Origin of the sequence: Stenotrophomonas sp. DDT-1, from assembly GCF_001580555.1 — a bacterium.
GTDB lineage: Bacteria > Pseudomonadota > Gammaproteobacteria > Xanthomonadales > Xanthomonadaceae > Stenotrophomonas > Stenotrophomonas sepilia.
Map to the genome: position 1 here is coordinate 79,142 of NZ_LEKR01000004.1, position 24,758 is coordinate 103,899.

A 24,758-nucleotide genomic window follows, 5' to 3' on the forward strand; every position below is an offset into this window, starting at 1 on the left:
CGACACGGCCATGCATCCTCCCAATGCCTTCCGGATCCACGCGATCCAGCCCCTTCTTGCGCGCAATGGCGCCATCGTTCGCCTCGATCAGTTGCGATCGACCTGCAAGAGCTGCGGCTTGCGCTCATCAATGACTCAGGACGAGGGCCTCAAGACGAGTCCATTGGGCACGACGCTCACGTGCCCCGCGTGCGGTGCCACGGGGCTGATGGACGAGGTGGAGATATGGCACCACTGGCTCGAACAATGTCGGCGGGAACGGATGCTGGCGCTCTTCGATCCCGCACCTGACGAACCACTGGAGCCTGATGGCCCCGAATGAGAGCGACGCATGGACTGTCCGGCCGGCGCCTCAGCGCCGCGCCTCAACCGTCGCCGGGGTGACGCCCTGCCAGGCTACCCATCGTGAAGGCGTAGCCGGCCTCCTCCAGCAGCGCTCTCATGCGCAGCTCCACACGCCGGGGGGAAAGCAGGCTGTTGGGCGCGTACAGGGCATAGACGTAGCCTGCGCCGTCGATGATCTCGCGGCGCACGGCGCACTCATTGGATTCGGCAGCCTCGGACCAGACGGACATCAACCTGGCGGGACTGATGGATTGGCCATTGCGAAGACGGAAGAACAGCCAGCGCACTCCCAGGGAACGCACCGGATTCAACCTAGCCATTGCGAACCCCCGATGCGCCGGAAAAGGTCCCTCAGGACCTCTGGATCCAAGCGTGGGTGCTCGTCTTTCGAAGAGCGCGGAAGGTCGATGCGTGCGGCGCCGTTCACCAGCGCGGGCAGATCGGACTGAAGGTCGATCCACCACCCCGCGGGCAGCCGGAGCCCCGTGCCCGTTCTATCGTAGATGCAGATCGGAAAAGTCATCGCGTTGCTCCTGGATGACCCGAGCATACGCCTGCGCGATGTCAGGTCCGGATGCGACGCCTAGGAAGATGCCGCATCGGCGCGCTTTGCGCATTCGAATACGTGTGCTTCGTCCTGCTGGACCCTGCGGAACGACTCCAGCCAGCCGAACGCTGCGCCACGATTGCTCCGTCGCAGCAAGTGTGCTGCCGATTGACTGTGGGCCTGTTGCCGTTACGGGAACGTGCCGGCAAGCGCGTTGTATGAACGGTTGTGATGAACAGGCTCCCGGCAGCAAGCGTGTACAGTGAGGTTTCGAACAGGGGTAGGGCGCCGTGAGCCACGGAAGAAGCAGGCACGTTGTCGATGTGGAGCGCGAGCTGGCCCACTGGGAAACCGCGTTCAACCTGGGCGCGTTGCCCGCGGTGAGTCTCCGGCACGAAGTGGCGCCGGTCATCCGGCTTGCCTGCGACATCTATGTGAGAGATCCGCACGGTACCCGGTCAGCCTGGATGGACGATCTGCAGTGCCGCCTTGCGAAACGATCAAGCCTGCGCGGCCACCCTGGCGCGGCAGAGATTGCCGATCGTTGCTGGACGCTGCTGTCCTGCGGCTAGGCGCCTCCTGCCGGATGATTCCGCTCGCGCACACCCTGCCCCAGCTCGGATGCCAGGAACGGTGCCGTCCTGCTGCCCTTGGCGTGGGCCACCTGATGCGGTGCCCCCGCCGCCACGATGGTGCCGCCCGCGCCGCCAGCGCCCGGGCCGACGTCGATCACCCAGTCGGCCTGTGCGACAGAACGCATGTCGTGCTCGATCATCACCACCGTGTTGCCTGCGTCCACCAGCCGCTGAAGCTGCATCAGCAGCCTGTCCGCGTCTGCTGCATGCAGGCCGGTGGTGGGTTCGTCCAGCACGTACAGCGTGCGCCCGCGCTGGCTGCGCTGCAGCTCTGTAGCCAGTTTGATGCGTTGCGCCTCGCCACCTGAAAGTTCCGTGGCCGGCTGGCCCAGCCGCAGGTAGCCCAGGCCGATCTCCTGCAGCAGCTGCAGCGGGCGGGCGATGGCCTCTTCCTCGGCGAAGAACGCATGGGCCTGGTCCACCGTCATCTGCAGGACCTCGGCAATGTTGCGACCGTTCCACTGCACCTTCAGCGTGGCCTCGTTGTAGCGGGCACCGTGGCAGGTGGGGCATGGTGCATAGACGCTGGGCATGAACAGCAGTTCGACGCTGACGAAGCCCTCGCCTTCGCAGGTTTCGCATCGGCCCTTGGCCACGTTGAACGAAAAGCGGCCCGCGTCGAATCGGCGGCGGCGCGCGTCGGGTGTCGCGGCAAACAGCTTGCGCACGTAGTCGAACAGGCCCGTGTAGGTAGCCAGGTTGGAGCGTGGCGTGCGGCCGATGGGCTTCTGGTCCACCTGTACCACGCGCTGGATGGCGTCTACGTCGCCGGCCAGCTGGCCCCGCGTGGCTTCGATCACGCTGGGTCCATCCGTGGGCGCGCTGTCGGTGCTGTCATCTAACGTCTCGTGCCCCAGGTGCAGCAGCATCAGCTCGGGCAGCGCCTGCGCCATCAGGCTGGATTTGCCCGATCCGGAAATGCCGGTCACTGCAGTCAGCAACCCCAACGGCACCTGCGCATCCACGCCGTTCAGGTTATGGCGGTGGATGCCTTTCAGCTCCAGCCAGCTGTTGGCACTGCGCTGCCGGCTGGCCGGCGCGGGCACCCGGTCGAACAGGTACTGCGCCGTGCGCGAATCCTGAACGTTGCGCAGGCCATCGGGCTCGCCACTGTAGAGAACGCGTCCGCCATGTTCCCCTGCCTGTGGGCCCACATCGACCAGCCACTGCGCGCGGCGCATCAGCTCCAGATCATGTTCAACAACGAACACCGAGTTACCGCCGTCGCGCAGGCGTTCCAGCGCGTCGTACAGCGCCTGGCTGTCGGCCGGATGCAGGCCGGCCGACGGTTCGTCGAGCACGTACAGCACGCCGAACAGCAGCGAGCTGAGCTGCGTGGCCAGGCGCAGGCGCTGCAGTTCGCCGGCCGACAGCGTGGGCGTGGCGCGATCCAGCGAGAGATAGCCAAGGCCGAGCTCGCGAAGTTGCCGTACCCGCGCCATGACCCCGCCCGCCAGCCGTTGCGCCGCCAGGCGCTTTTCCTCAGACAAGGCTGAGGTCAGGCGCACGTCGGGTGCGCCGGCGTGGGTCGCGCGGCCACTTGCTGCCCGCTTGGCGCGATCGCGGGGCGTTGCACGCCTGCTGGTACGCGCGCCGTGGCTGTGTGCACTGAAGTCGCCCTGCGCGATGGGCTCGAGCAACGTCGCCAGCTGGTCCAGCGGCAGCCGCATGAACTCGCCGATGTCCACGCCGGCGAAGGTGACTGAAAGCGCTTCCGGCTTCAGGCGCTTCCCGTGGCAGGCGGGGCACAGCCGGCCCTCCATGTAGCGGGAAACACGCTTGCGCATCAGCGCGCTCTGGGTGTTGGCAAAGGTGTGCAGCACGTAGCGGCGTGCGCCGGTGTACGTGCCCATGTAGCTGGGCTCGAGCTTGCGCTTGAGCGCGGCGCGGGTCTCGGCGGGCGTGAACCCGGCATAGACCGGCACGGTCGGGGTTTCCTCGGTGAACAGGATCCAGTCCCGGTCCTTCTTCGGCAGCTTCTTCCACGGCACATCGATGTCGTAGCCCAGCGTGACCAGGATGTCGCGCAGGTTCTGGCCATGCCAGGCCGGTGGCCAGGAGGCGATGGCGCGCTCGCGGATGCTCAGCGATGGGTCCGGCACCATCAGCGCTTCGGTCACCTCATAGACGTGCCCCAGGCCGTGGCAGGTGCTGCAGGCACCCTGTGGGGTGTTGGGCGAGAAGTCTTCGGCGTACAGCATGGGCTGGTGGGCCGGGTAGGCCCCCGCCCGCGAGTACATCATGCGCACCAGGCTGGACAGCGTGGTCACGCTGCCCACCGACGAGCGCGCATTGCTCGCGCCGCGCTGCTGCTGCAAGGCCACCGCCGGCGGCAGGCCGTCGATGGCGTCCACGTCCGGCACGCCCGCCTGGTCGATCAGGCGGCGCGCATACGGTGCGACGGATTCGAAGTAGCGCCGCTGCGCCTCGGCGAAGACCGTGCCGAAGGCCAACGAGGACTTGCCGGACCCCGATACGCCGGAGAACACCACCAGCGCATTGCGTGGAATGGAGACATCGACATTCTTCAGGTTGTGCTCGCGCGCACCGCGGACCTCGATGCAGCCACTGGCTGCGGCAGCACATGACGACTCGCCAAAGGGGGTGTTGGACATTTCAGCATTCCTGCATTCGGTGGGCGGATCGCGCATGGTGCGCCCGAGGGGCCATTGTCGCTGTTGCGCGGTGAATGGCGTGAGGGGGTGCGCAACCACGTGCCGCATCAGAACGCCATGGCCGACGCAGACCGCGCCGCCACGCTGATTGTTAACGCGCGTTGCCTTAAGGATTGACGCCACGTTGCCCCGCCCTTGATGAGGCCGCTCACAGTGCATTCCTATGCTGGGCCCGCCACCTGCGAGGTGGTGATCAACCTGGAGATGCACCATGCAACGCGACCAGAAAGACCTTCCCCATCCGGACACGGAGGCGCAGCGCCCCGAGCCTGTCAGTCCGCTGCAGGCAAAGCTGCACAACCACCGCAATCATGACGAAGCGCTGCAGGAAACCTTCCCGGCCAGCGACCCGATCTCTCCCTTCGTCGCTGCACCAACGCCGGACGAGCAGGCCAAGCGCCTTGGGGAGCGGGTCAGGCTGCCAGACCGTCGCACGGATGAGGAGGCCGCGGGAGGTGACGCGTGATGCGGCACCGCTTCGCCCGTGTCGCGGCCGCGACGGCGCGATTGTCCGGCAGCCTGGGGGCATTCGTCGCGGCGCTGGGTGTGATCATCACCTGGGCCGCGAGCGGGCCGGCCCTCCACTTCAATGACACGTGGCAGCTGGTGGTGAATACGGGAACAACCATCGTGATCTTCCTGATGGTGTTCCTGATCCAGCACACGCAGAACGCCGATACGGCCGCGTTGCACACCAAGCTGGATGAACTGATCCGTGTCAGCAAGGACGCCAACCAGGAGCTGTTGAACCTGGAGTCGATGGAGCCGGCGCATCTTGAGGAGATTCGCCAGCGCTACGAGGCACTGGCGAAGACCGCTGCAGACATCAAGTCCAGGAAGGAGCGCTGCATGCCGTGTGGTTCGGGCGCACTCTCGTAAAGACCGTGCGCAGTAATCCTGCGGGCGCTCACATGCCGCCTTCACCTGGCCCCTGCCCGATCGCAACCGGGCAGGACCTACGCTGAGCACTCCACTCACTGCGGAGCCCAGTATGGCTATCAAGACGGCGGAAGACCTGTTCATCCATGAACTCTCGGATATCTACAGTGCCGAGAAGCAGCTGACCAAGGCCCTCCCGCGCCTGGCCCGTGCGGCCGAGAACCCGGACTTGGCCGCAGCGTTCGAAACACACCTGGAAGAAACTCAGGGCCAGATCGAACGCATCGATCAGGTGGTGGAGGTGCTCGGCATTCGCCTGAAGCGCATCAAGTGTGCGGCGATGGAGGGCTTGGTGGAGGAAGGCAAGGAAGTGATCGACAGCATCGACAAGGGCCCTGTGCGCGATGCCGCCCTGATCGGCGGCGCGCAGAAGGTCGAGCACTACGAGATTGCGTCCTACGGCACCATCGCCGCGCTGGCCAAGCAGCTGGGCTACAAGGACGCCCTACCGCTGCTGCTGGAGACGCTGGAGGAAGAGAAGGCCACCGACGAGAAGCTGACCCTGCTGGCCAAGGGCGGCGGCAACGCCAAGGCTGCACAGGCCGCCTGATCGGCGCGCCGCGGAATACGGCTGCCACGGACGGCAGCCTCAGGTCCCGTACAGTACCTGATCATTGGGACAGAAGAACGTGCGTCGCCGCGTCGTCCCCAGATAGAGCTTGCTGATCGGGCCACCACACAGGGGACAGACCTTTTTCGTGTGCACCTGCCAATGCTTCTTCAGCTCGAAGCGGCGCTTCCACTCCAGGAAATCGAAGCTGTAGGCGCGAGCCTGCTCGATCAAGGCGGTAAGCCTTCGTGGCGGCAGGTCGCCCAGCCGGGAGGCGGGATGCACGCCTATCCGGAACAGCACCTCGTTCTTGATGATGTTGCCCACGCCGGCGAAGACGGTCTGGTCCAGGAGCGCATCACAGACCATGACGTCCGGCAGGGCCTTCAGCTTGCGCCGGGCCAGCTTCGGATCCCAGGCCTCGTTCATCACGTCCGCGCGCCAGTCGTAGACATCGTCCAACGGCTCATCGATCAGCCGCACGGAGCACGCATAGAAGTTCAGCTCGCCATTGTCGAACATCAGGGATACACGCGGCGGGGTTGGCTTCCGTTCGTCGATGCGCCAGCTGCCGAACATCATCAGGTGGATGCGCAGCGCGTGGCGGCTGAATTCCAGCAGGAAGTGCTTGCCCCAACTGCGGACCGCCTTGACCCGGCGGCCCTGCAGCGGTGACAGGTCGATGCGGCTGTTACCGGACACGGTGCGGACCACGTGCCCCTTGAAATGGCTCGCCGCTTCCCGCAACAGCACGATGGAAGGACCTTCAGGCATGGGCGTTCTCCTGCAGCAGCGCCTGCAGGCGCAGGGCGTTGCGGGTGGCGTGGCCGAGTGCGGTATTGTCCAGTACGAACCAGGCCGGCCGTTGCGCATCGGCTTCGCGCTGCAGCCGTTGCGCCAGCTTCGCCAGGGTCTGCTCGCTGTACGCACTGCGATAGATCTGCGGCTGGCCGTGCCAGCGCCAGTAGCTCCACGTGCGGTCACCGCCGGGGATCGCTGCCGCCGGCACCCGTGCCGGATCCGCGGCGACCCGTGCCACGCCATGCGCGCTCAGAAGCGCATCCACTTCCGGCGTGAACCAGCTCGGGTGGCGCGGCTCGCACGCCACATCGGCCTGGGTGCGTGAACTCAGGCCCCGCAGGAACTCCCTGGTCGTGGCCGCGTCGTACACCAGGCTTGGCGGCAACTGCAGCAGTAGCGGCCCCAGCTTTCCACCCAGCGTCAGCACGCCTTCAAGGAACTGTTCGAGCGGTTGCATTGCATCGCGCAGCCGACGCTCATGGCTGATCTCGCGCGGCAGTTTCACCGCGAACCGGAAGCCCTCCGGCACGCTCGCGGCCCATCGCGCGTAAGTCCTGGGCTGGTGCGGTCGATAGAAGGACGAGTTGATCTCCACCATCGGCAGGCGTGTGGCATAACGCTGCAGCAGGCTGTCGCCCGCGCCGAACGCTTCCTGATCCGCCCGCGGCAGCGACCATCCCGCACAACCGACGCGTGGTGGGGCGGGCGCAACCGGGGCGGCTGCGGCCTTCATCGTGCCAGCTGCCCGTCCGGTTCGGTGATGCCGCCCGCACCTGCCTCCGTGTGCGACTGCGAAACCGACAGCAGACGATCCAGTGCACTCTTCCCCGAGTCGAGCGCCGACGCGCTGCGCACGAAGCCGGTCCAGTCGGAGATGGCGATCTTTCCCAGCGCCAGCTCATCCACCCGCACGCTACGCATCCGCCAGTGCGGAAACTGTCGACGCCCCACCCTGCCCCGGTTCAGCTCGACGATCCCACTGTGGCTGCTGGCTCCCAGAATGCGCATGTAAGCGGCCTTGATTCCTGTCTCCGGGCCTTCCAGGTACTGCAGGAAGCGCGAGCCATCGAACAGCAGTGTGCCGGTCACATCGACGGATTCGTTGAACTGCACCGCCTCCGCCACAAGCTGCTGCAGCCGCTGTTCCGTCAGGTTGCGGGAGGCTTCACTTACGTAGGCAATTGCTCGAAAAGGCATGGCACCACCGCTTGTTGCAGACCGCTCTACCATAGCCACGCGGAGCGTACGCGCGGTGAGATCGGTGTGGACGCTGCGTCGAACAGTGGCGTGTCCCTTCCGCATCGCGTTGACGCGCGGTTGGGTTGCGGAAGACGTGCCTGCCGGTGCGCACACGCGTGCACCATGGTTCGTGGAGGCAGGATGAGGAATCGCGGGCTTCCGGATGAGGCCACGCTGGCAGCCATGCCACCGCCGTCTAGCGCCGGATCTGGAAGATGGTCGCTGCCGCCAATCGGGCGGCTGAACCCAAGGAGACTTTCCATGGCCAACCAGAACCAGAACCAGGGCAACAGCAACCGCGGTTTCGCTTCGATGGACGAGGACAAGCAGCGCGAGATCGCCGCCAAGGGTGGACGTGCCGCGCACGAGTCACGTAACGCCCATGAATTCAGCTCGGAAGAAGCACGCGAGGCCGGCCGCAAGGGCGGCGAAACAGTGAGCCAGGACCGCCAGCACATGGCCGACATCGGCCGCGAAGGCGGCCAGAACAGTCGCGGTGGTGGCAACCAGGGCGGCAACCAGGGAGGCGGGCAGCAACAGCAGGAACGTGGCGGCGGCAACAACCGCGGTGGCCAGCAGCGCTGATCGGCTTTGAAACCCGATGTACCCCTTCGTGGGCGGACGTGATGTCCGCCCACTTTCGTGCGCCCTCGCGTCACTCACGGGCGTTTCAACTGGGGCGCCGCAGGCGCGCGCCCCAGGTTTTTCACGGCTCGCGTGGCGGCAGGTCCAGTGCGCCCGCGCCCGGGCCGGCCCCCAGCTCGGCCCCGGTGGTCGGCCGCGCTTCCGGGTCGGAGAGCGTGCGCAGGGTCATGGCCTGCACCGCCGCTTGTTCGCGCGGATCCAGGTCTACCGTGCCGCTGCCGTCGCCACCGTCCACAGCGGCCTGTGCCTCGCGGTCGCTGACCCGCTCCCAGAGCTCGCCGCTGTTCCAACTGCCCTGCAGGTTGTCGGCGCCGTCGCCCTGCGACATGTCCATGTACAGATCGGTGAACGCGGGATCCCCCGGCAGCTTGCCCGGTGGGAAGTTGGGCTGGATGCTGTGCAGCGCCTTCTCGAACGACTTCATGTGGGCGATCTCGCGGGTCATCAGGAAGCGCAGCGCATCCTTGATGCCCGGGTCGTCGGTGACGTTGATCAGGCGCTCATACACCAGCTTGGCGCGCGCTTCGGCCGCAATGTTCGAGCGCAGGTCGGCGCTGGGGTCGCCGATCGAGTCGATGTAGGCGGCTGTCCACGGAACCCCGCTGGAATTGACCAGCGCCGGGCCGCCGCCGTACAGGATCTGTTCGGTGTGGCTGGTGCTGTTCTGGCCCAGCAGCCGCATGTCCTCGGCCTCGGCAAGCCCTTCGGACTGGATCGCCTTGGGCCCGCGGTTGAGCATGGCGATGATGGTGCCGATGATCTCCAGGTGGCTGATCTCCTCGGTGGCGATGTCCATCAGCAGGTCCTTGCGCCCGGGATCGCATTCGCCAAGTCCCTGGGTGAAGTAGCGCATCGCGGCGGCCAACTCGCCCTGCGAGCCGCCGAACTGCTCAAGCATGAGGCTGGCGAGCTGCGGATTGGATTCGCGGACGCGCACGGTATACATCAGTTTCTTGTGATGAAAGAACATGAGGATTTCTCCAGTGGCTGGCGTGGGCTGGCTTCGCGGTCAACGCTTGGCCTGGGCGCCAGGTGTTTCGTCACGGTTGAGGAACGCACCGACCAGGCCGTCCTGGTGGTCCTCCAGCCAGCGCGCCATGGCAACCTCTTCCTGCAGGATCTGGCCACACACCGCCGCGATGTCGGGCGCGCCGGCGCGCTCGGCAGCGATCACCAGCGCCCGGTACGTGGCGATCTCGGTGTTCTCGAAGCCGAACGAAAGGCCAACGCTCTTGACTACCTCATCTTCCATCAGGGTGTTGCCAGCGGCGTGGATGGCGGCGGTCATGCTGGCGAACAATCCCTTCGCCGTGGGCACGCTTCCTCCCAGCGCCTCGATGCACTGCCGCAGGGAAGCGGCCTGCCCCTGTGTCTCCTGGACGTGCTGGCCGATCCGGGCAGCGAGCTGGGGGTAGTTCTCGATCCGCGAAGCCATGGCCTTCATCATGGTCTCCGCTTCCTGTTCCATGGCGTAGGCATCCTGCAGCCATTTCAGCAGGCGTTCGCGTCGGGTGTCGTTGTGGTCTGCCATCTCGATCTCCGGTCTGGGGCGACATGCCTCCGGAGAACATGGTGGAGCGCTGGCAATCACCGCCTTGTCGGGCGCTGTGAACCGCTGGAGGTGGCCGCTGCACGCGGCCCTGATGCAGCGATAACATGCACGGACTGCGGGCTGGCCCCGGTCCGCGATCAGGGCATCGGGCTGGACAGTGCCGCGCCGCCGGCTTGACCTTGCCGGCTGCCGCCCGACGCGCGCGGAGCGTCCGTTGCCACCAGCGCCTGTACCACACGATGTTGCATACGATGAGCGCCGCCTTCCACGCCCACGACATACACGAAGCGCCCATCGAATTTGGCGTGCGCGCCCTCCAGGAGATCGTCGGCCTGCAGCGCCCGCTTGAGCGACTTCATCCACGTGCGTTCAGGCATGCGGTCCAGTTCCACTACGATCGCAGTGCCACCGCAGTCGAGCGGCATGCACTCGACACGCAGCACGCGTGGGGAAGCAGAATCGTTTCCAGATAGCGGCATGAGAGAAGCTCCAATGCGGGGGACGGCGGCAGTATCCATGGCACGCGCCAAGGCGCCGTCAACGAACGCCATCCGGCCCTGCACGCTGCCTCGACGGTGCTGGAAGCGCGCTGCACGGGCTTCGCGCGGGGCTGACAACCCGCACGCGCCGTATTGATGCTGCACAGCACAGACTGGCACTCCCGAAGCAATACAGACTGCACACATGCAATCCGGAATGAGCCAGCGCAGATGCAACCTGCTGCTGGTGGAAGACCAGCTCGACCTGGCAGTACTGATGGAACATGCACTTGAGGAGGCAGGCGACCAGGTGACACACGCCTACAGCGTGTTCGACGCGCTGGGGCTACTGGACACCCAGCGGTTCGACGGCGCCGTGCTGGACGTCGAGCTTCGTGACGGCGTGGTGTTTCCAGTCGCCGATCGCCTGGCGGAACTTGGCATCCCTTTTCTGTTCGTCTCTGCGGTCTATGACCAGCTGGTGCCACAGCGCCACCGCCGCGCCGCCTTCGTGGCCAAGCCGTTCCACGTCGATCAGTTGCAGGAGACGGTGCGGCGCGTGGTGGGCGACGCCTGCGCACCCCCTTCCGCACACTGACCCCAACCGCAGCGGTCAACCGAGGTGCGGGGCCACCACCAGGCTCAGCTGGCGCAGCGCACCACCACGGGAGAGCCCGTCCCAGTTGCTACGCGCCACGCTGCGGATCTCGGAGGCCTCAACCCACAGCAACCGCATCGACCGATAAGGAAAGAACCGGCCTGAAACCCTGCCGCGGCCCAGTTCGATCAGTTCGCGATGGCTGCGGGCACTGAGAATGCGGCTGTACACCACGTTGATGCTGTCTTCCGGTCCCTCGATGTACTGGAGGAAGCGGAGCCCATCATAAAGAAGCACACCCGTAACGCCGGATTCGAAGTTGAAGCCGGCGGCGGCCCTGGCGAGGTCGTCCACATGGTCCATGGAAAGCCCGGTATCGCCTCACTTGCGTAGGCGATCGCGCGGTGGGGCACATTCGTCCCTTCTGGCGCAGGAGGTTTCCTGCACGGCAATGATCGCTGCCCCGTTGTAGGCGCGGATGAGGGCCTTCAGGCGCTGGGGCACCGCCCCCTCCCCTCGGCTGCACACTACGCTAACACCCGACCCGGACTTCAGGCGGCGTTCGCGTAGGGCTCAACGATTGCAAGCAGCTTTTCCATCGCTCCCCCTTCGTCCTGGCTCGTTACCGCCCGCTGGATGAAACGGCTCCAGTCAGCAAGGGCAATCCTCTGCAGCTCGCCCGCGCTGACCGACAGGCAGCGCATTGGCCAGAACGGCAACCGCCGCTGCCCGACACGGCCACGCCCGAGTTCGGTCAGTTCGGTGTGGCTGCGGGCGCCGCTTACGCGGGAGAACGCAACATCCAGCCCGTCGGCGGGGCCTTCCATGTATTGCAGGAAGCGCTGCCCGTCAAACAACAGGACCCCGGTCACGCCCGCTGATCGATTGAAGCGGGCCGCATCTTCCATCAGTGCAGCCAGGCGTTCCGGCGTGAACCCGGGGACAGCCCGGCTGGCGTAGACAATCGCGCTGTTCGGCATCGGCTGCTCCTACTCTCCCAGCCGATCAATCTAAGGGCGACAGCGTTCACACGCCGTAAACGCGTACAGGGAGCGCGTCACGCATGGGCCCATGTGCGCGGGTTTCATGGATTTGGGCTGGATCGGAGACGCCTGACGGCGCGACCGCATGCTGCGGTGCGGCGAAACGGCCGGTGTTTACGCAATGGCCGGCCCGGTCAGCACGGCAGGGGCACCCGCCGCACCCATCTCCGCCAGATAAGCCGAAAATCCCCCTGCGGCGCGCCCTTCCAGACGGGCGCTGGTCAGGACGACGGGAGCTCCGGCCCAGCGTACATCCGCGCCGCGGGCCTGCAGCGCCCTCACCATCTGAACATCTTCCCCGCAGCGCAAGGCAGGAAAACCGCCAACCGCACGATAGGAATGGGCAGAGACACCCAGGTTGGCACCATGGATGCGCCCGTGGCCCTCGCCCCACTGCTGCCGCCCCTGGAATACCCTGCGCAGGCGCTGTTCGGACGGGCAGGTCGCCGCAATGTCCACCAGTCCGCAGAAGGCATCACACGGCTGCGCCAGTTGTCCAACCAACCAATCGCCAGGGACCTCGCTATCGGCGTCCGTGCTGGCCAGCCACCTGGCGCCACGACCCAGCAGCTCGGCGGCGGCCACGCCGCGGGCAACCCCTACGCAGCGTGCATCCAGCCGCACAATGCCGACGCGCTGCTGGTGGCAGATGGACGCCGTCGCATCCGAGCAAGCGTCCAGTGCAACCACCACGTCCACTGCTTCGCCGCCCAGGCCCGGGTGCAGGGTAGCTCTTCGGATCGATTGCAGGCAGCGCGCCATGCTGGCTGCCTCGTTGTGCGCGGGGACCAGAACGCCTATCACCGCAGGCCCTCGTTGCGGGCCAGTGACAGCGTGCCGCGCGTCCAGCCTTGCAGCACGAAGTCCGCATCGCGATAGTGGAAGGCTTCGTGCAGGCCGTCGCCCAGGCAGCGATGCACGACTTCGGTCCGGCTCGCCCGCCCAGGGAACGGGGGCAACCAATGGCAGGCGACCAGCAATCCGTCGTCACGAAGTGCTTCATCGATTCCGGCCCGTAGCTCGCGAAGGGCGCTCGTCCCCAGGTAGTAGCCCATCTCACCGCAGACGATCAGGTCGAAGCGGCCCGGCGGCCATTGCTCGGGGTGGCTGGCGCAGTGGACCTGCACGTGCGGCAGGTGGGCCAGGTTGCGGCGGGCCCGGAACGCTGCGCGCGGGCTGATGTCGGTGGCCAGCAGGCGCTCGCAGCGCGCCGCCAGGGCCTCGGTCAGCACGCCGTTGGAGCAACCCAGCTCCCAGCCACGATTGAACTGGCGCTGGCTCAGGCTGGCCAACAGCAATGCACGCTTGCGTTCTTCATACCACCGGCTGCGGTAGCCAAAAGGATCTTCCTGCTCATGCAGTTCATCGAAGTACGGTTGCGCGCTCATGCCAGGAACACCTCGTAATCGCGGAAAAATCGGGCCAGTACATGGGAAGGCAGCACCGGCGGGCTGTTCAGGCCTGGCACGTTGCCGGTCTGCGTCCGGAACCGGGCGATCGCGCTTCGTTTCACCGACGCCACTGCGGAAATATCGACAAGTCGCGGGAGCTCCCACGCCATGTGCGCGCAGGCCGGATCCAGCCAGTGCCAGCCCCATACCGGGTACTCCAGGCGACAGCAACCCACTGCGCGCGCGGCGCGGCAGGCTGCACGCCCTGCCGCTTCGTGATCGGGGTGCCCATCGAAGCGCCAGGGCGCCAGTACCAGATCACCCGGCTGCAGGTGCTGCTGCAGCCAATCCTGCAGGCCCTGTTCGTGCTTGCTGACCGCGCCATCGCCGATGCCGAGATGAAACGTGGCGTCAGCCGGAATCCCAAGCTCCGCCAGCGCCGCGGCAAGCTCTGCCCGACGCGCCGACCGCAGGCGGTCCGGTGTCCACCAAGGTTCACCCGGATAACACGCTTCACCATCCGTCACGGCAATGACACCAATCTCCATGCCCTGTGCCGCGGCTTGATGGAGCAGCCCGCCACAGCCAAGGATCTCGTCGTCGGGATGCGGCGCAACGACCACAAGGCGGTCATGGTCGGCGCACAGCGAGCGGGCGGGCGTGGACGGTTGCTGCCAGAGCCAATCGCAGCGCAGCCAGGCCTGTTCTTGCGTTCCCTGTCCTTGCAGGGGTGTGCTGGCTACAGCGCCCATGCGGTCTCCTCTGCTGCCCGCTGCTCACCCAGCCACTGCCAATCCCGATCGGCGTGGCACTGCCTGAGGAACACCGTCAGGTCCGCCCAGCGGCGGGCGTGACCGTCTTCCAGGCACATCGGCGCCGGCCCGAGCGCCCGACCTGCAAGGTCCAGGACGCGCGTCGCCGCCCGCTCGACCACGCAGCGCAGCCGCACTACGTCTTCCCGATGCGCCGACTGGGGCGCGTCGTCGATGCGCGCGGCCACTTCGCGAAGCAGCGCCGCAGCCGGCCCCAGGGCAAGGTCCACTGCACCCAGCAGCCGTGCGCGGTTGCCGTCGCTGCAGGCTGGTCGCATGCGTTCAGCCAGTGCCACCGCTGCGCCAAACCAGACCGCCGCGATGCCCGCCCCGCCGTGCCAGAAGCCCGGGCGTTGCAGGTAGGCGTCGCGCGCTCCCAGAATCGTCATCGGTGCGCCGTCGAAGCGCACCGTCGTGGACGGAATGCCAGCCATGCCAGCGGCCGGCCAGGGCTCACCCGAAAGCGTGCACCAATGCTCCGCCGCCACGTGGCACAGCCACACGCCCTGTGTGCTCCGCACGGTTACCAGTGCCGCATCCACCCAAGTGCTGCCTGAACACCAGGGCTTGTCGCCATACAGCCCATCGCCGGCGTCGATGCGCAGGGTGTTGGCTGGGCCTTCTGCGGCCCATACCGCCAGCAGCTGCCCTTCAGCAACCACAGGCGCGTTCAGCTCGGCAATGATCGCCTGGGCGTCGTAATGCGCTTCCAGTACCTTGGCCAGGCAGAGATCCTCTGCGCCCCACGCCGCCAGCGCCCGCCAGCGCTGCAGCGTGTGGCCACTTCCGGGCAAAGGCAGTGCGGGCTGCTGGGCGAGAACCTGGCGTGCACGGTTGAACAGCGAAGAAGGCGACATCACATCCTGCATGGCCGATCTGCAATGAAGATAGGTCATGAACGTAGGCGCCCTGCGGTCACATCACTGTCTTGGCGGTGTGGCGGCCACATGAATACCCGGCGCAGTGTTCCTCACGCGCTCACCGCTGGCGATGTTCGCTGGCACGCACGCACAGGCGCAGCTCCCATAGCCATGGCAACACCACCAGGCCAAGTGCCGGCAGCAATACGAACCACCACCGCGCCGGTGCTGCCGGTGCCACATTGACTGCCCATCGAGGTTCGGCCTGCCACGCCACCCCGCCCAGCAGGACCCAAGGAGCGGCGTCGAGCACACTGTGCACGTGCTGCTCGGCCGGGCTGATGCGTCGCCGCCCGTCCGCGCTGACAGTGTCGAAGTAGCCGGCGATTGCGTGCGCGATGACCAGGACTGCCAGCAGCGTGACGAGCGACCACGTGCTTTCCAGCACGAGCCACGCCAGTACGCCGCTGCCGATGAGCAGCAGCTGCAGCCCATGCAGCAGGCTCTCGCGCATCGCGGACGTGTGCGGCAGGTCGGTACGCCGGTGAAAGTGGAAGTCCAGCGCACCGGCGGCCAGCCAGACTGCGTAGACACATGCCATGACAATCCAACTCATGACGGCCTGCTCAGGGAGTCAATACGATCTTGCGGCAGTCGTCGTCCTTGGCATCGAACATTGCATAACCTTGCGCTGCGTCGGCCAGGCGCATCCGGTGCGAGATGATGTCTCCCGGATCCAGCTTTCCTTCCAGGATTGCGTCCAGCAGTTCCGGCATCAGTCCCTGCACGTGAGTCTGCCCCATCTTGAATGTCAGGCCCTTGTCGAACGCATCGCCCAGCAGGAACCCGTGGATGAAACCGGCATAGACACCGGGAATGCTGACCACGCCGCCGCGGCGGGCGGCTGCGATGCACTGACGGATGGCCACGCCGCTGCTGCCTTCCAGTTTCACGGCGGTCAGCGCTGACTCCAGCGCACTGCCCTCGGCCTCGAAACCGACGGCCTCGATGCAGGCATCCACGCCGCGCCCACTGGTCTGGGTCAGGATGTAGTCGGCCGGGTCCTCGATCTCCTTGAAGTCGATCGGCGTCACACCATAGGCGCGGCGCGCGTAGTCCAGGCGGTAGCGAAGATGGTCGACCATGAAGATGGTCTCCGCTCCCAGCAGCCGGCAGCAGGCCGCGCTCATCAGTCCCACCGGACCGGCACCGAAGATCGCCACTGTCGAGCCCGGCTTGACCCCTGCGTTCAGCGCGGCCTGATAGCCGGTGGGCAGAATGTCTGACAGGAACAGAACCTGTTCGTCGGCCACGCCTTCCGGAATGCGCAGTGGGCCCACATTCGCCTTGGGCACGCGCACGAATTCGGCCTGTCCGCCTGCCACGCCGCCATACAGATGGCTGTACCCGAACAACGCCGCCGGAGGCAGAAGGCCCTTCTGGTTCAGCGCAGCGCCCTTGCCCGGGTTGGTAGTCTCGCAGGCGGCATACTCGGCCAGCCGGCAGTGGAAGCACTCGCCACAGGCGATCACGAAAGGGATCACCACGCGATCGCCCGGCCTCACATGGGTTACGCCGCTGCCGACCTCTTCCACCACGCCCATGAATTCGTGCCCCAGCACATCGCCGTCGTGCAGATCGGGAATCTTGCCCCTGTACAGATGCAGGTCCGAGCCACAGATGGCGGTGGCGGTAACCCTCAGGATCAGGTCGTCCTCGGCTGCCAGCACCGGGTCCGGCACGGTCTCGACGCGCACATCCTTGCGGCCGTGATAGGTCAATGCCTGCATCGTGCTTCTCCAGAAGATCGGAACGACAGCATTGCAGGGACGTCCTCCTGCCCCGGTGACATCCAGGTGTGCGCAGCGTTCATTCCGCGGCGTCGTGGCGTTAACCCGGCCCGGGGCACGCTGCGAACACCCGCCACAGGAGCTCACCATGAACGACAAGCTGCCTTTCAATCCAACAACAGACGTGGACGATCAATCGAAAGCGCACACGCCGGACAAGCGGCGCAATGATCGAGCGAAGTGGAAGGAGCACGACATGCCGGACGACGGTGATGGCCCCAAGGCCGTACCCGAGGACTACGAGCGTCCCGATCCCGATCCGACGGGCAAGCGTTGAGGCCGCCTCACATCCTGGATGCGCCGGGTTCACGCGTCATGGTGTGCTGCCGGCGCAAGCTGCATGCACGGCTTCTGGTCAGGCTGAAAGAGGTGTTGCATGTGGAAACGCAACGGTCTCTCGCTGGTACTGCTTGCACTCACTGTCGTCTTCATTGTCGGGCAGGCAGTTGCGGGACATCACGTGCACAATCAGGCGTTGACGCAGCACGGGCGCGCGCCGATCGGCCTCTGGCACTACCTGGCGACCGGGCATTTCGTGAGCGCTACATTCGAGAACTGGGAGAGCGAGTTCCTGCAGATGGGGATGTACGTTCTTCTGACCGTCAGCCTGCGCCAGCGTGGCTCAGCCGAATCCCGGCCCCTGGACCCGGCGCAGGAGCAGAACCGCATCGAGCCGGGACCTGCGCCGTGGCCGGTTCGTCGCGGCGGCGCATGGAAGGTGCTTTACGGTCACTCGCTTGCGATTGCCTTCGGGCTGTTGTTCCTGCTCAGTTTTGCATTGCATGCATTGGGTAGCTGGCGCGCCGAGCAGGTCGAGCAGCAGCTGCAGGGGTTGCCGGTGCCGGGTTTCCTGGAGCATCTGGCCAGCAGCACGTTCTGGTTCGAATCGATGCAGAACTGGCAGAGTGAGTTTCTTGCAGTGCTGTCCCTGGTTTTACTTACGATCTTCCTGCGGCAGAAGGACTCACCGCAATCCAAGCCGGTCGAAGCTCCGCACGCGCAGACAGGGGATTGAGCCATGGGAAATGCTCCGTCGACCGCCTTGCTGATCATCGATATGTTCAGTCACTTCGACTTCCCAGGCGCGCAGGCGCTGGCGCCAGCAGCGGAGCGGGCGGCCGCACAGATCCGACGCTTGAGAGACCACTTTGATGGCCACGGATGGCCGGTCATCTACGCCAATGACAACTTCTCGGACTGGAAGCGTGACTTCCGCCAACAGGTAGCACAGTGCCAGCGGGACGGAGGACCGGCCGGGCGGATTGCCGACCTCCTCTCTCCCCTGCCCGGCCACTACTTCGTGCTCAAGCCCAAGCATTCGGCGTTCCTGGCCAGCCCGTTGCCGATTCTGCTTGCCAAGCTTGGCGTGCGCAGCCTTTGGCTCAGCGGGATGACGGCCGATTCATGTGTCCTGGCTACCGCGCTGGACGCCAACGCCAGGGAATTCGACGTAGTGGTGGCACGGGAGGCCGTGGCGGGGACGCCGGCTCGGAAACAGCGTGCGATGGCGCTGCTCGCCGATTCGGGTGCAGCCCGGGTCGCACGGCTCGCCTCGCTGGTCCCGGCATGACAGGCCGGAACGGGCTCAGGCCCGGTCTGCGATTCCCTTTACACCGGCGTGACCGGCGCAATGTGCGCAGCAGAAGATATGACCGTTTCCTTCCACGCCATGCCCGATGATCGCGCAGTCGCAATGTGCGCAGCGCGGTGCGAACGCATGGATGGCGCACTCGAACGAATCGAAGGTGCCGCTGCGTCCGCCCTGCTGGAGGGTGAAGCTCTTGTCGTAGTCATTGCCGCAGACATCACAGGTGGCCATGGGGCACCTCATGCGGAGGAAGGAGCATGCAGTGTCGCGGGCGCGGGTGTCGGCGGTCGTGAATGCATCGTGTCGCCAGCGTGCAGAACACCGATGTGTTCATTACGCAGGCTGCAACCCGCGTTGCCAACGCCCAGTCCACGCGTCTCAGCGTGCCTTGCCGGGCGCGGCACTGCCATCAGGCGATGTGCCGCGACCACAGGGAAACGCCGCGCGCAGCCCTTCGACAACCAGGGGAGACGCATCCTGTTGCAATCGCTCGCGGGGCAGCTGCCGGAGATGGGAAGACACCTGATCGACCAGTTCATGCGGAAGGATCCGGCCCTGCCCACACCACTGACCGCGGCTGGCATCGGCGACACCCAGGATATAGCTGCTGGCCCGGGCGCTGGACAGCCCCCGGCAGTGTTCGCCATCGCAGAACCCGTCAGCGCCTTTGCCCTGCAGCAGCGTGATGAGCTCCGCCCCACTGACAAGCCAGGTGCGTTCCGGTTGCGTTGTGCCTGCCACGGCGGGTCCCACCAGGGCGCCGAGGCCCAGTGTCAGGAGCCAACGCATGCGGCGGTGCGCGCGGCGGGCGTGATGTCCTTTCATATCAGGGTCCTGGCTGTCGTTTTTCCGGATTCCACGCGGCGCCGGTCAGAGTTGATCAAGCTGGTTGCGTGGTTGAAACGCCGGGTCGTCCTCAGCGTCCAGCATGGCATCCACCAAGGCGTCGAAGGGCGCGGCAGCGGTATCCAGGTCCGTGGAAGAAAGGAATCCGGATTGCCCCTGGCCGGCCAGGGCAATCGCGGCAACGGTCTCGCGCTCACCTTCCTCTGCCCAGAGATAGTCGTGGACCAGTGCCACCCCGTGGTCGCCCGCCTTCAGGAAATCGGCCGCGCCCCGTGCCACAGTCAGAAACGCGATGAGATCGTAGAGGCTTTCCGAATACGTCAGCGATCCCGCAACAAAGTGCGTACCAGTGCGGTCATAGGCGGCAACCTGGATGTTCTCGGCCTGCGCGGATGCAAGGAAGGCCTTCAATGCGGCGCGATTGTCGGGGTAGCGGGCCAGCAGGGCCTGGCAGTCTACGAGCAGTTCATCCAACGCCTCGTCGCTTGAAGACGCCAGGCATTCACCGTTGCGCAAGCGCCACGACCCGGCGATGCATCGCCAGTCGGACCATCGGGATGGCGAAGGCAGGGGCGCCGCCAGCCATCTGGAGAGATCTTCGTGGCGCAACTGCAGGCGCAACAGCGCTGAATAAGGCTCTGACAAGGCGATGATCCATCGGGTCTGCGTGTCCAGATGGCTTTTAGCAGACAACGCGCGACCCGCCAACACCCCAGTGCCAGCCTCATGGACTGCGCCAGACTATCGCGCAGCCGTTGACCCTCTGACCACGCACCTTCCCGTCATCACCAGTCTGCGTACCGGCAGCTCCGGCATGCGCAGGCGCTCCAGCAGCAGCGACATCGCGGCCCGCCCCATCTCTTCAACCGGCTGCTCGACCACGGTAATACCCGGTTCGACCAGCTCGGTCCATCGCTCGTTGTCGAAGCCTGCCAGCGCCAGCGCGTCTGGAATCGCCAAACCTGCGCTGCGTGCGGCCTTCAGCGCCCCCATCATCAGCAGGCTGTTGCTGGTCACCAGCGCATCGGGACGCGAAGGACTGGTCAACCACTGCTCGACCGTCGCGATGGCGGCCTCGGCCGTGGGCTCTACCTCGCGGTAGTCCGGTTCCAGCCCGTGCCTGCGCATTGCAGCGATATAGCCGTCGCGGCGTTCGGCCGCCGTGGTACTGGTGCTGCCGAACAGGCCACCGATGCGGCAATAGCCGCGCTCGGCCAGGTGTTCGACCAGGCCCGCCATCGCCGCTGCGTTGTCGAGGACCACGCTGTCGATCGAGCCACCGGGTGCGGCACGATCGACCAGTACCGTCGGGTAATCCAGCGTGAGCCGGTCCAGCCGCCCCACCGTGGTCCGGGTGGGCGCAAAAATCAGCCCACTGATGCGTTCCTCATGCATCAACTGCAGATACAGCGCCTCGCGCTCGGGGTCCTCATCGGTGTTGCAGAGGGTGACGCGAAGGCCTTCCCGGTACGCGACTTCCTCCACGGCGCGGATCAGCGCGGTAAAGAACGGGTTGCGGATATCGGCCACGATCAGGCCGATGATGCCGGTATGCCGGGCGCGCAGGCGTCTTGCCTGCAGGTTGGGGTGATATCCGGTCTGGCGGATCGCCGCCTCCACCCGGCCGCGCACGGCCTCGCTGACCGGGCCGCCGCCGAGCACCCGCGACACCGTGGACTTGGATACCCCCGCCACGCGTGCGACGTCATTGATGCTGATGCTCACTGGTAACGTTCCCGGAATCGAGCGCTTTTCTGGGCCGGACGGCCGTCCAGGACCATGTTAACGCCAAAGGACTATTGGATTTTTGTGCACTGCACATTGAAATGGCGAGTGGGAACGTTCCCAATACGTCCCAGCCATCCCTTCCGCGGAGCCCCCTTTGTCGCCCCAGACCTTCCCTTCCCCGGCCAGCCGGGAACTGATCCGCCTGGACGCGCGGGCGCAGGACAAGACCGATGCCATTGCCCAGGTCGCGCAGATGCTGGTCGCGGCCGGCTGCGTGGCGCCGGGGTACGAAGCCAGCATGGGGCGGCGCGAAACGCTAGCGAACACCTTCCTGGGACACGGCGTAGCAATCCCGCACGGGCTTGGCGAGGACCGCCATCTGGTGCTCCGCGATGGCATCGCCGTGCTGCAGTTGCCGCAAGGCGTGGAATGGAACCCGGGACAGGTCACCCGTCTGGTGGTCGGCATCGCTGCCCAGTCGGATACCCACATCACGGTGCTGCGCCGCTTGACCCGGCTGATCCAGGACGAGTCCACGCTGCAGCGGCTGTTCACCACCACCGAGGCGGGCGAGATCGTGAACGCGCTGGCCGGCGATGTTGCGATTGCCGCCACCCACGCGCCAGCGGTGGATCTGGCCGAGCGCTTCGAATGGACCATCGCCTACCCCAACGGACTGCACGCCCGTCCGGCCACGCGCTGGGCCGAGACGGCGCGCGGCTTCGCAGCCCGCGCGCAGGTCCGCGCAGGCGATCAGGCGGCCGATGCCAAGAGTCTGGTAGCGCTGCTTCAGCTCGGGCTGCGTGAGGGCGATGCCGTGCGTGTTTCTGCCGAGGGCGCCGATGCCCCCGCGCTGTTGGCTGCGCTGCGCAAGGTCATGGATGGATTGGTCGCACAGGAAAGGGCTGATGCCGAGCGTGCAGCCCAGCGCAAGGCAGCAGCCCCTGTCGCCGGGTGGAAACCGCCCGAAGCGCAGGCGACGATCATTGGCATCGGCGCCAGTCCCGGATTGGCGATCGGCCCGGTGCATGTGCTGGCCAGCACGCAGGCGGAAGTCACTGACCGTCCCGCCCCGCTTGGCGAGGGCGGCGCACGCCTGCAGGATGCACTCGGCCGCACCCGCCAGCAGCTGGCCGCCCTGCAGGACGACACCCAGCGCCGCCTTGGCGCTTCGGATGCGGCGATCTTCAAGGCGCAGGCCGCGCTGCTCGACGACACCGACCTGATCACCCGCACCTGCCAGCTGATGGTCGAAGGCCATGGTGTGGCGTGGTCATGGCACCAGGCCATCGAGCAGATCGCCTCCGGGCTGGCGGCGCTGGGCAATCCGGTGCTGGCCGGGCGCGCGGCGGACCTGCGTGATGTCGGCCGACGCGTGCTGGCGCAGCTTGACCCTTCTGCTGAAGGTGGTGGCCTGGCGGATCTGCCGTCGCAACCGTGCATCCTGATCGCCACAGATCTGTCGCCTTCGGATACCGCCAATCTCGACACCGGTCGCGTGCTCGGCCTGGCCACCGCGCAGGGCGGGCCGACCTCGCACACCGCCATCCTCTCGCGCACGCTGGGCCTGCCGGCACTGGTGGCCGGCGGCGCCGGGCTGTTGGCGATCCAGCCAGGCCGCGAAGCGATCCTGGACGGCAGCAGCGGACGGCTCTACCTGTCTCCGTCCGAAGCCGATCTCGCCTCGGCGCGCGAATGGATCGCCGAACAGCAGCAGATCCGCGAGCGCGAAGCCGCGCAACGCGCGCAACCCGCCCAGACCCCCGACGGCCACCGCATCGACATCGGCGCCAACGTCAACCTGCCCGACCAGGTGCCACTGGCACTGGAACAGGGTGCGGAAGGCGTCGGCCTGATGCGCACCGAGTTCCTGTTCCTCGAACGTGGCAGTACGCCCAGCGAGGAGGAGCAGTACACCACCTATCTGGCGATGGCCAAGGCACTCAACGGCCGCCCGCTGATCGTGCGCGCGCTCGACATCGGCGGCGACAAGCAGGTGGCGCACCTGGAACTGCCACGCGAGGAGAACCCGTTCCTCGGCGTGCGCGGCGCGCGCCTGCTGCTGCGCCGCCCTGACCTGCTGGAGCCGCAACTGCGTGCGCTGTATCGCGCCGCCAAGGACGGTGCACGCCTGTCCATCATGTTCCCGATGATCACGTCGGTGACCGAGCTGGTCGCACTGCGCGCCATCTGTGAGCGCCTGCGTGCCGAGCTGGAGGCGCCGGTGGTGCCGATCGGCATCATGATCGAAGTGCCGGCTGCCGCCGCTCAGAGCGACGTACTGGCGCGCCATGCCGACTTCTTCTCGATCGGCACCAATGATCTGACCCAGTACGTGCTGGCGATCGACCGCCAGAACCCGGAACTCGCCGCCGAGGCCGACAGCCTGCATCCGGCGGTGCTGCGCGCGGTCCGTGCCACGGTTGAAGGCGCACGGCTGCATGGGCGCTGGGTCGGCGTCTGTGGCGGCCTGGCCGGCGATCCCTTCGGCGCCATGTTGCTGGCTGGCCTGGGCGTGGACGAACTGTCGATGACTCCGAACGACATCCCGGCGGTGAAGGCGCGCCTGCGTGGCACCGCGATGACCGAACTGAAAGCGCTGGCCAGCACCGCACTGGGGTGCGAAACCGCCGAGCAGGTGCGCGGCCTCGATGGAGCACGCGCATGACTGCCCGCGCCGTCACCGTGACCCTGAACCCGGCCATCGACCAGACCGTGCGCCTGGCCCGCCTGCAGCCAGGCCGCGTGCATCGCGCCGGCAGCTCCCGCGACGACGCAGGCGGCAAGGGCATCAACGTGGCGGCCTGCCTGGCCGACTGGGGCGTGCCGATCACCGCGCTGGGCGTGCTGGGCGACGGCAACGACGGCGTGTTCCGCACGCTGTTCCGTGAGCGGGGCATCATTGACGGCTGCCTGCGCGTTCCGGGCCATACCCGCACCAACATCAAGCTGGTCGAAGAGGCCAACGGCGAAACGACGGACATCAACCTGCCAGGCCTGGCCGTGGACGCTGCCGATCTGGACGCGGTGTCGCGCCAGCTCGGCGCCCTGCTCGCGCCCGGCCTGCCGGTCGTGCTGTCCGGCAGCCTGCCGCACGGACTACCGGCCGATGCATGGGCGCGGTTGCAGGCGCAGGCCGGAACGGCCGGTGCGCGCGTGCTGCTGGACACCAGCGGCGATGCGCTCGTAGCTGCGCTGGACGGCGCGCAGGGCGCGCTGCCCTACGCCATCAAGCCCAACCGCCACGAACTGGAGGCCTGGACCGGCACGTCGCTGCCGGATCGCAGCGCACTGCGCGCTGCAGGCCAGGCCTTGGTCGAACGCGGTGTCGCACTCGTCGCCATCTCCATGGGGACCGACGGCGCGCTGTTCATTGATCGCGCCGGCGCACTGGTCGCGCGACCGCCGCGTCTGGCCCAGGGCAGCACGGTGGGCGCCGGTGATGCCATGGTCGCCGGCATCGCCGCCGCGCTGTTGGAGCGCTCCCTCGACCTGGCCGCCTGTGCACGACTGGCCACGGCGTTCTCGATGAGCCGGCTGGATAGCGGAGACGCGCGGCGGCTCGATCCGGCGCAGGTGCGCGCCGGGGCCGGCGATGTACTGATCGAGCGGTTGGATTGAAACATCTGCCGGAG

Annotated in this window: 32 protein-coding genes; 12 read left to right on the forward strand and 20 right to left on the reverse strand. The window is 66.6% G+C overall.

The annotated features are described in order from the left end of the window. Positions 1–10 precede the first annotated feature (10 nt). Entirely contained in the window at positions 11–322 is a 312-nt protein-coding gene (locus AB839_RS03255) for a hypothetical protein (RefSeq protein ID WP_061478249.1), read from the forward strand. A 43-nt stretch (positions 323–365) separates the two neighbouring features. On the opposite strand, the gene AB839_RS03260 is transcribed toward AB839_RS03255, so the two are convergent. Next, positions 366–665 carry a hypothetical protein gene (locus AB839_RS03260; RefSeq protein ID WP_061478250.1) on the reverse strand — a complete coding sequence of 100 codons (300 nt, stop codon included), beginning with the start codon at positions 663–665 and terminating at the stop codon, positions 366–368. A 550-nt stretch (positions 666–1,215) separates the two neighbouring features. Between AB839_RS03260 and AB839_RS03270 the strand changes: the two genes are divergently transcribed. Further along, on the forward strand, positions 1,216–1,464 hold the full coding sequence (locus AB839_RS03270; RefSeq protein ID WP_241776738.1) for a hypothetical protein: 249 nt from the start codon (positions 1,216–1,218) through the stop codon (positions 1,462–1,464). Here AB839_RS03270 and AB839_RS03275 read toward each other — a convergent pair. Next, positions 1,461–4,142 carry an excinuclease ABC subunit UvrA gene (locus AB839_RS03275; protein ID WP_061478252.1) on the reverse strand — a complete coding sequence of 894 codons (2,682 nt, stop codon included), beginning with the start codon at positions 4,140–4,142 and terminating at the stop codon, positions 1,461–1,463. The genes AB839_RS03270 and AB839_RS03275 overlap by 4 nt on opposite strands. Before the next feature lie 271 nt (positions 4,143–4,413). On the opposite strand from AB839_RS03275, the gene AB839_RS03280 reads away from it, so the two are divergent. The 3 genes from AB839_RS03280 to AB839_RS03290 all read left to right on the forward strand — a co-directional run bounded on the left by AB839_RS03280 (position 4,414) and on the right by AB839_RS03290 (position 5,691). Next, positions 4,414–4,668 carry a hypothetical protein gene (locus tag AB839_RS03280; RefSeq protein ID WP_061478253.1) on the forward strand — a complete coding sequence of 85 codons (255 nt, stop codon included), beginning with the start codon at positions 4,414–4,416 and terminating at the stop codon, positions 4,666–4,668. After that, positions 4,665–5,081 carry a low affinity iron permease family protein gene (locus AB839_RS03285; RefSeq protein WP_082783279.1) on the forward strand — a complete coding sequence of 139 codons (417 nt, stop codon included), beginning with the start codon at positions 4,665–4,667 and terminating at the stop codon, positions 5,079–5,081. The genes AB839_RS03280 and AB839_RS03285 overlap by 4 nt, the downstream gene beginning before the upstream one ends. A 112-nt stretch (positions 5,082–5,193) precedes the next feature. After that, positions 5,194–5,691, forward strand: a complete 498-nt coding sequence (locus AB839_RS03290; RefSeq protein ID WP_005416567.1) for a DUF892 family protein — start codon at positions 5,194–5,196, stop codon at positions 5,689–5,691. Positions 5,692–5,730: 39 nt separating this feature from the next. Here the strand turns inward: AB839_RS03290 and AB839_RS03295 are convergent, their stop codons facing one another. The 3 genes from AB839_RS03295 to AB839_RS03305 are packed head-to-tail and all read right to left on the reverse strand — an operon-like array spanning position 5,731 to position 7,689. Further along, positions 5,731–6,465 carry a DNA-formamidopyrimidine glycosylase family protein gene (locus AB839_RS03295; protein WP_061478255.1) on the reverse strand — a complete coding sequence of 245 codons (735 nt, stop codon included), beginning with the start codon at positions 6,463–6,465 and terminating at the stop codon, positions 5,731–5,733. Beyond that, positions 6,458–7,225 (reverse strand): DUF72 domain-containing protein, encoded by a 768-nt coding sequence (locus tag AB839_RS03300; RefSeq protein WP_061478256.1) that lies wholly within the window; start codon positions 7,223–7,225, stop codon positions 6,458–6,460. Before AB839_RS03300 ends, AB839_RS03295 begins: the two co-directional genes overlap by 8 nt. After that, positions 7,222–7,689, reverse strand: coding sequence for a BLUF domain-containing protein (locus AB839_RS03305; protein WP_061478257.1), 468 nt, complete (start codon positions 7,687–7,689; stop codon positions 7,222–7,224). Before AB839_RS03305 ends, AB839_RS03300 begins: the two co-directional genes overlap by 4 nt. A 303-nt stretch (positions 7,690–7,992) precedes the next feature. Here AB839_RS03305 and AB839_RS03310 point away from each other — a divergent pair, with 303 nt between their 5' ends. Beyond that, entirely contained in the window at positions 7,993–8,316 is a 324-nt protein-coding gene (locus AB839_RS03310) for a KGG domain-containing protein (protein WP_061478258.1), read from the forward strand. Between the two features lie 121 nt (positions 8,317–8,437). On the opposite strand, the gene AB839_RS03315 is transcribed toward AB839_RS03310, so the two are convergent. The 3 genes from AB839_RS03315 to AB839_RS20970 form a co-directional block, all read right to left on the reverse strand. Beyond that, on the reverse strand, positions 8,438–9,346 hold the full coding sequence (locus AB839_RS03315; RefSeq protein WP_061478259.1) for a manganese catalase family protein: 909 nt from the start codon (positions 9,344–9,346) through the stop codon (positions 8,438–8,440). A 39-nt stretch (positions 9,347–9,385) separates the two neighbouring features. Beyond that, positions 9,386–9,907, reverse strand: coding sequence for a ferritin-like domain-containing protein (locus tag AB839_RS03320; protein WP_049416479.1), 522 nt, complete (start codon positions 9,905–9,907; stop codon positions 9,386–9,388). Between the two features lie 158 nt (positions 9,908–10,065). Beyond that, positions 10,066–10,446: a hypothetical protein gene (locus AB839_RS20970; RefSeq protein ID WP_241776739.1), complete on the reverse strand. Its 381-nt coding sequence runs from the start codon at positions 10,444–10,446 to the stop codon at positions 10,066–10,068. A gap of 166 nt (positions 10,447–10,612) precedes the next feature. On the opposite strand from AB839_RS20970, the gene AB839_RS03330 reads away from it, so the two are divergent. Continuing rightward, a complete protein-coding gene (locus tag AB839_RS03330; RefSeq protein ID WP_061478260.1) occupies positions 10,613–11,005 on the forward strand; it encodes a response regulator in 393 nt (130 codons plus the stop codon). A gap of 15 nt (positions 11,006–11,020) precedes the next feature. Here AB839_RS03330 and AB839_RS03335 read toward each other — a convergent pair whose 3' ends face one another. From AB839_RS03335 to AB839_RS03370, 8 genes are all read right to left on the reverse strand, one after another. Continuing rightward, a complete protein-coding gene (locus tag AB839_RS03335; protein WP_061478261.1) occupies positions 11,021–11,368 on the reverse strand; it encodes a BLUF domain-containing protein in 348 nt (115 codons plus the stop codon). 188 nt (positions 11,369–11,556) lie between these two features. Next, a complete protein-coding gene (locus tag AB839_RS03340) occupies positions 11,557–11,985 on the reverse strand; it encodes a BLUF domain-containing protein (RefSeq protein ID WP_061478262.1) in 429 nt (142 codons plus the stop codon). A 177-nt stretch (positions 11,986–12,162) separates the two neighbouring features. Continuing rightward, a complete protein-coding gene (locus AB839_RS03345; protein WP_061478263.1) occupies positions 12,163–12,852 on the reverse strand; it encodes a glycosyltransferase in 690 nt (229 codons plus the stop codon). Then, the gene (locus tag AB839_RS03350) at positions 12,849–13,436 is read right to left on the reverse strand and encodes an SAM-dependent methyltransferase (protein WP_061478264.1); all 588 of its coding nucleotides are present in this window, start codon (positions 13,434–13,436) and stop codon (positions 12,849–12,851) included. Before AB839_RS03350 ends, AB839_RS03345 begins: the two co-directional genes overlap by 4 nt. Continuing rightward, a complete protein-coding gene (locus tag AB839_RS03355; RefSeq protein WP_061478265.1) occupies positions 13,433–14,191 on the reverse strand; it encodes a PIG-L family deacetylase in 759 nt (252 codons plus the stop codon). The genes AB839_RS03350 and AB839_RS03355 overlap by 4 nt, the downstream gene beginning before the upstream one ends. Further along, entirely contained in the window at positions 14,179–15,120 is a 942-nt protein-coding gene (locus tag AB839_RS03360) for a hypothetical protein (protein WP_061478266.1), read from the reverse strand. Before AB839_RS03360 ends, AB839_RS03355 begins: the two co-directional genes overlap by 13 nt. Before the next feature lie 109 nt (positions 15,121–15,229). Further along, entirely contained in the window at positions 15,230–15,727 is a 498-nt protein-coding gene (locus tag AB839_RS03365; protein WP_061478267.1) for a hypothetical protein, read from the reverse strand. A 10-nt stretch (positions 15,728–15,737) separates the two neighbouring features. Next, entirely contained in the window at positions 15,738–16,901 is a 1,164-nt protein-coding gene (locus AB839_RS03370; protein ID WP_061478268.1) for a zinc-dependent alcohol dehydrogenase, read from the reverse strand. 148 nt (positions 16,902–17,049) lie between these two features. Here AB839_RS03370 and AB839_RS03375 point away from each other — a divergent pair, with 148 nt between their 5' ends. The 3 genes from AB839_RS03375 to AB839_RS03385 all read left to right on the forward strand — a co-directional run bounded on the left by AB839_RS03375 (position 17,050) and on the right by AB839_RS03385 (position 18,531). Next, entirely contained in the window at positions 17,050–17,238 is a 189-nt protein-coding gene (locus tag AB839_RS03375; protein WP_005409707.1) for a hypothetical protein, read from the forward strand. Between the two features lie 99 nt (positions 17,239–17,337). Next, positions 17,338–17,976 (forward strand): DUF6766 family protein, encoded by a 639-nt coding sequence (locus AB839_RS03380; RefSeq protein WP_061478269.1) that lies wholly within the window; start codon positions 17,338–17,340, stop codon positions 17,974–17,976. Between the two features lie 3 nt (positions 17,977–17,979). Continuing rightward, a complete protein-coding gene (locus tag AB839_RS03385; RefSeq protein ID WP_061478270.1) occupies positions 17,980–18,531 on the forward strand; it encodes a cysteine hydrolase in 552 nt (183 codons plus the stop codon). Positions 18,532–18,546: 15 nt separating this feature from the next. Here the strand turns inward: AB839_RS03385 and AB839_RS03390 are convergent, their stop codons facing one another. The 4 genes from AB839_RS03390 to AB839_RS03405 form a co-directional block, all read right to left on the reverse strand. Then, positions 18,547–18,780 (reverse strand): hypothetical protein, encoded by a 234-nt coding sequence (locus tag AB839_RS03390; RefSeq protein ID WP_061478271.1) that lies wholly within the window; start codon positions 18,778–18,780, stop codon positions 18,547–18,549. 147 nt (positions 18,781–18,927) lie between these two features. Then, positions 18,928–19,374 (reverse strand): Rap1a/Tai family immunity protein, encoded by a 447-nt coding sequence (locus AB839_RS03395; protein WP_241776740.1) that lies wholly within the window; start codon positions 19,372–19,374, stop codon positions 18,928–18,930. Positions 19,375–19,419: 45 nt separating this feature from the next. Then, entirely contained in the window at positions 19,420–20,040 is a 621-nt protein-coding gene (locus AB839_RS03400) for a hypothetical protein (RefSeq protein ID WP_229298446.1), read from the reverse strand. Between the two features lie 96 nt (positions 20,041–20,136). Continuing rightward, on the reverse strand, positions 20,137–21,120 hold the full coding sequence (locus AB839_RS03405) for a LacI family DNA-binding transcriptional regulator (protein ID WP_061478273.1): 984 nt from the start codon (positions 21,118–21,120) through the stop codon (positions 20,137–20,139). 157 nt (positions 21,121–21,277) lie between these two features. Here AB839_RS03405 and ptsP point away from each other — a divergent pair, with 157 nt between their 5' ends. Then, positions 21,278–23,791 carry a phosphoenolpyruvate--protein phosphotransferase gene (gene ptsP, locus AB839_RS03410; protein ID WP_061478274.1) on the forward strand — a complete coding sequence of 838 codons (2,514 nt, stop codon included), beginning with the start codon at positions 21,278–21,280 and terminating at the stop codon, positions 23,789–23,791. After that, complete coding sequence (locus AB839_RS03415) at positions 23,788–24,744, forward strand: 1-phosphofructokinase family hexose kinase (RefSeq protein WP_061478275.1); 957 nt, start codon at positions 23,788–23,790, stop codon at positions 24,742–24,744. Before ptsP ends, AB839_RS03415 begins: the two co-directional genes overlap by 4 nt. The last annotated feature ends 14 nt before the right edge of the window (positions 24,745–24,758 follow it).

Excerpts from the sequence above, each read along its gene's own strand:
- AB839_RS03260 (WP_061478250.1), bottom strand. The coding sequence starts at position 665 with ATGGCTAGGTTGAATCCGGTGCGTTCCCTGGGAGTGCGCTGGCTGTTC.
- AB839_RS03275 (WP_061478252.1), bottom strand. The coding sequence starts at position 4,142 with ATGTCCAACACCCCCTTTGGCGAGTCGTCATGTGCTGCCGCAGCCAGT.
- AB839_RS03380 (WP_061478269.1), top strand. The coding sequence starts at position 17,338 with ATGTGGAAACGCAACGGTCTCTCGCTGGTACTGCTTGCACTCACTGTC.
- AB839_RS03340 (WP_061478262.1), bottom strand. The coding sequence starts at position 11,985 with ATGCCGAACAGCGCGATTGTCTACGCCAGCCGGGCTGTCCCCGGGTTC.
- AB839_RS20970 (WP_241776739.1), bottom strand. The coding sequence starts at position 10,446 with ATGGATACTGCCGCCGTCCCCCGCATTGGAGCTTCTCTCATGCCGCTA.
- AB839_RS03360 (WP_061478266.1), bottom strand. The coding sequence starts at position 15,120 with ATGCAGGATGTGATGTCGCCTTCTTCGCTGTTCAACCGTGCACGCCAG.
- AB839_RS03320 (WP_049416479.1), bottom strand. The coding sequence starts at position 9,907 with ATGGCAGACCACAACGACACCCGACGCGAACGCCTGCTGAAATGGCTG.
- AB839_RS03390 (WP_061478271.1), bottom strand. The coding sequence starts at position 18,780 with ATGGCCACCTGTGATGTCTGCGGCAATGACTACGACAAGAGCTTCACC.
- AB839_RS03415 (WP_061478275.1), top strand. The coding sequence starts at position 23,788 with ATGACTGCCCGCGCCGTCACCGTGACCCTGAACCCGGCCATCGACCAG.
- AB839_RS03365 (WP_061478267.1), bottom strand. The coding sequence starts at position 15,727 with ATGAGTTGGATTGTCATGGCATGTGTCTACGCAGTCTGGCTGGCCGCC.
- AB839_RS03295 (WP_061478255.1), bottom strand. The coding sequence starts at position 6,465 with ATGCCTGAAGGTCCTTCCATCGTGCTGTTGCGGGAAGCGGCGAGCCAT.
- AB839_RS03255 (WP_061478249.1), top strand. The coding sequence starts at position 11 with ATGCATCCTCCCAATGCCTTCCGGATCCACGCGATCCAGCCCCTTCTT.
- AB839_RS03280 (WP_061478253.1), top strand. The coding sequence starts at position 4,414 with ATGCAACGCGACCAGAAAGACCTTCCCCATCCGGACACGGAGGCGCAG.
- AB839_RS03350 (WP_061478264.1), bottom strand. The coding sequence starts at position 13,436 with ATGAGCGCGCAACCGTACTTCGATGAACTGCATGAGCAGGAAGATCCT.
- AB839_RS03330 (WP_061478260.1), top strand. The coding sequence starts at position 10,613 with ATGCAATCCGGAATGAGCCAGCGCAGATGCAACCTGCTGCTGGTGGAA.
- AB839_RS03300 (WP_061478256.1), bottom strand. The coding sequence starts at position 7,225 with ATGAAGGCCGCAGCCGCCCCGGTTGCGCCCGCCCCACCACGCGTCGGT.
- AB839_RS03305 (WP_061478257.1), bottom strand. The coding sequence starts at position 7,689 with ATGCCTTTTCGAGCAATTGCCTACGTAAGTGAAGCCTCCCGCAACCTG.
- AB839_RS03335 (WP_061478261.1), bottom strand. The coding sequence starts at position 11,368 with ATGGACCATGTGGACGACCTCGCCAGGGCCGCCGCCGGCTTCAACTTC.
- AB839_RS03355 (WP_061478265.1), bottom strand. The coding sequence starts at position 14,191 with ATGGGCGCTGTAGCCAGCACACCCCTGCAAGGACAGGGAACGCAAGAA.
- AB839_RS03385 (WP_061478270.1), top strand. The coding sequence starts at position 17,980 with ATGGGAAATGCTCCGTCGACCGCCTTGCTGATCATCGATATGTTCAGT.
- AB839_RS03315 (WP_061478259.1), bottom strand. The coding sequence starts at position 9,346 with ATGTTCTTTCATCACAAGAAACTGATGTATACCGTGCGCGTCCGCGAA.
- AB839_RS03290 (WP_005416567.1), top strand. The coding sequence starts at position 5,194 with ATGGCTATCAAGACGGCGGAAGACCTGTTCATCCATGAACTCTCGGAT.
- AB839_RS03310 (WP_061478258.1), top strand. The coding sequence starts at position 7,993 with ATGGCCAACCAGAACCAGAACCAGGGCAACAGCAACCGCGGTTTCGCT.
- AB839_RS03375 (WP_005409707.1), top strand. The coding sequence starts at position 17,050 with ATGAACGACAAGCTGCCTTTCAATCCAACAACAGACGTGGACGATCAA.
- AB839_RS03395 (WP_241776740.1), bottom strand. The coding sequence starts at position 19,374 with ATGAAAGGACATCACGCCCGCCGCGCGCACCGCCGCATGCGTTGGCTC.
- AB839_RS03370 (WP_061478268.1), bottom strand. The coding sequence starts at position 16,901 with ATGCAGGCATTGACCTATCACGGCCGCAAGGATGTGCGCGTCGAGACC.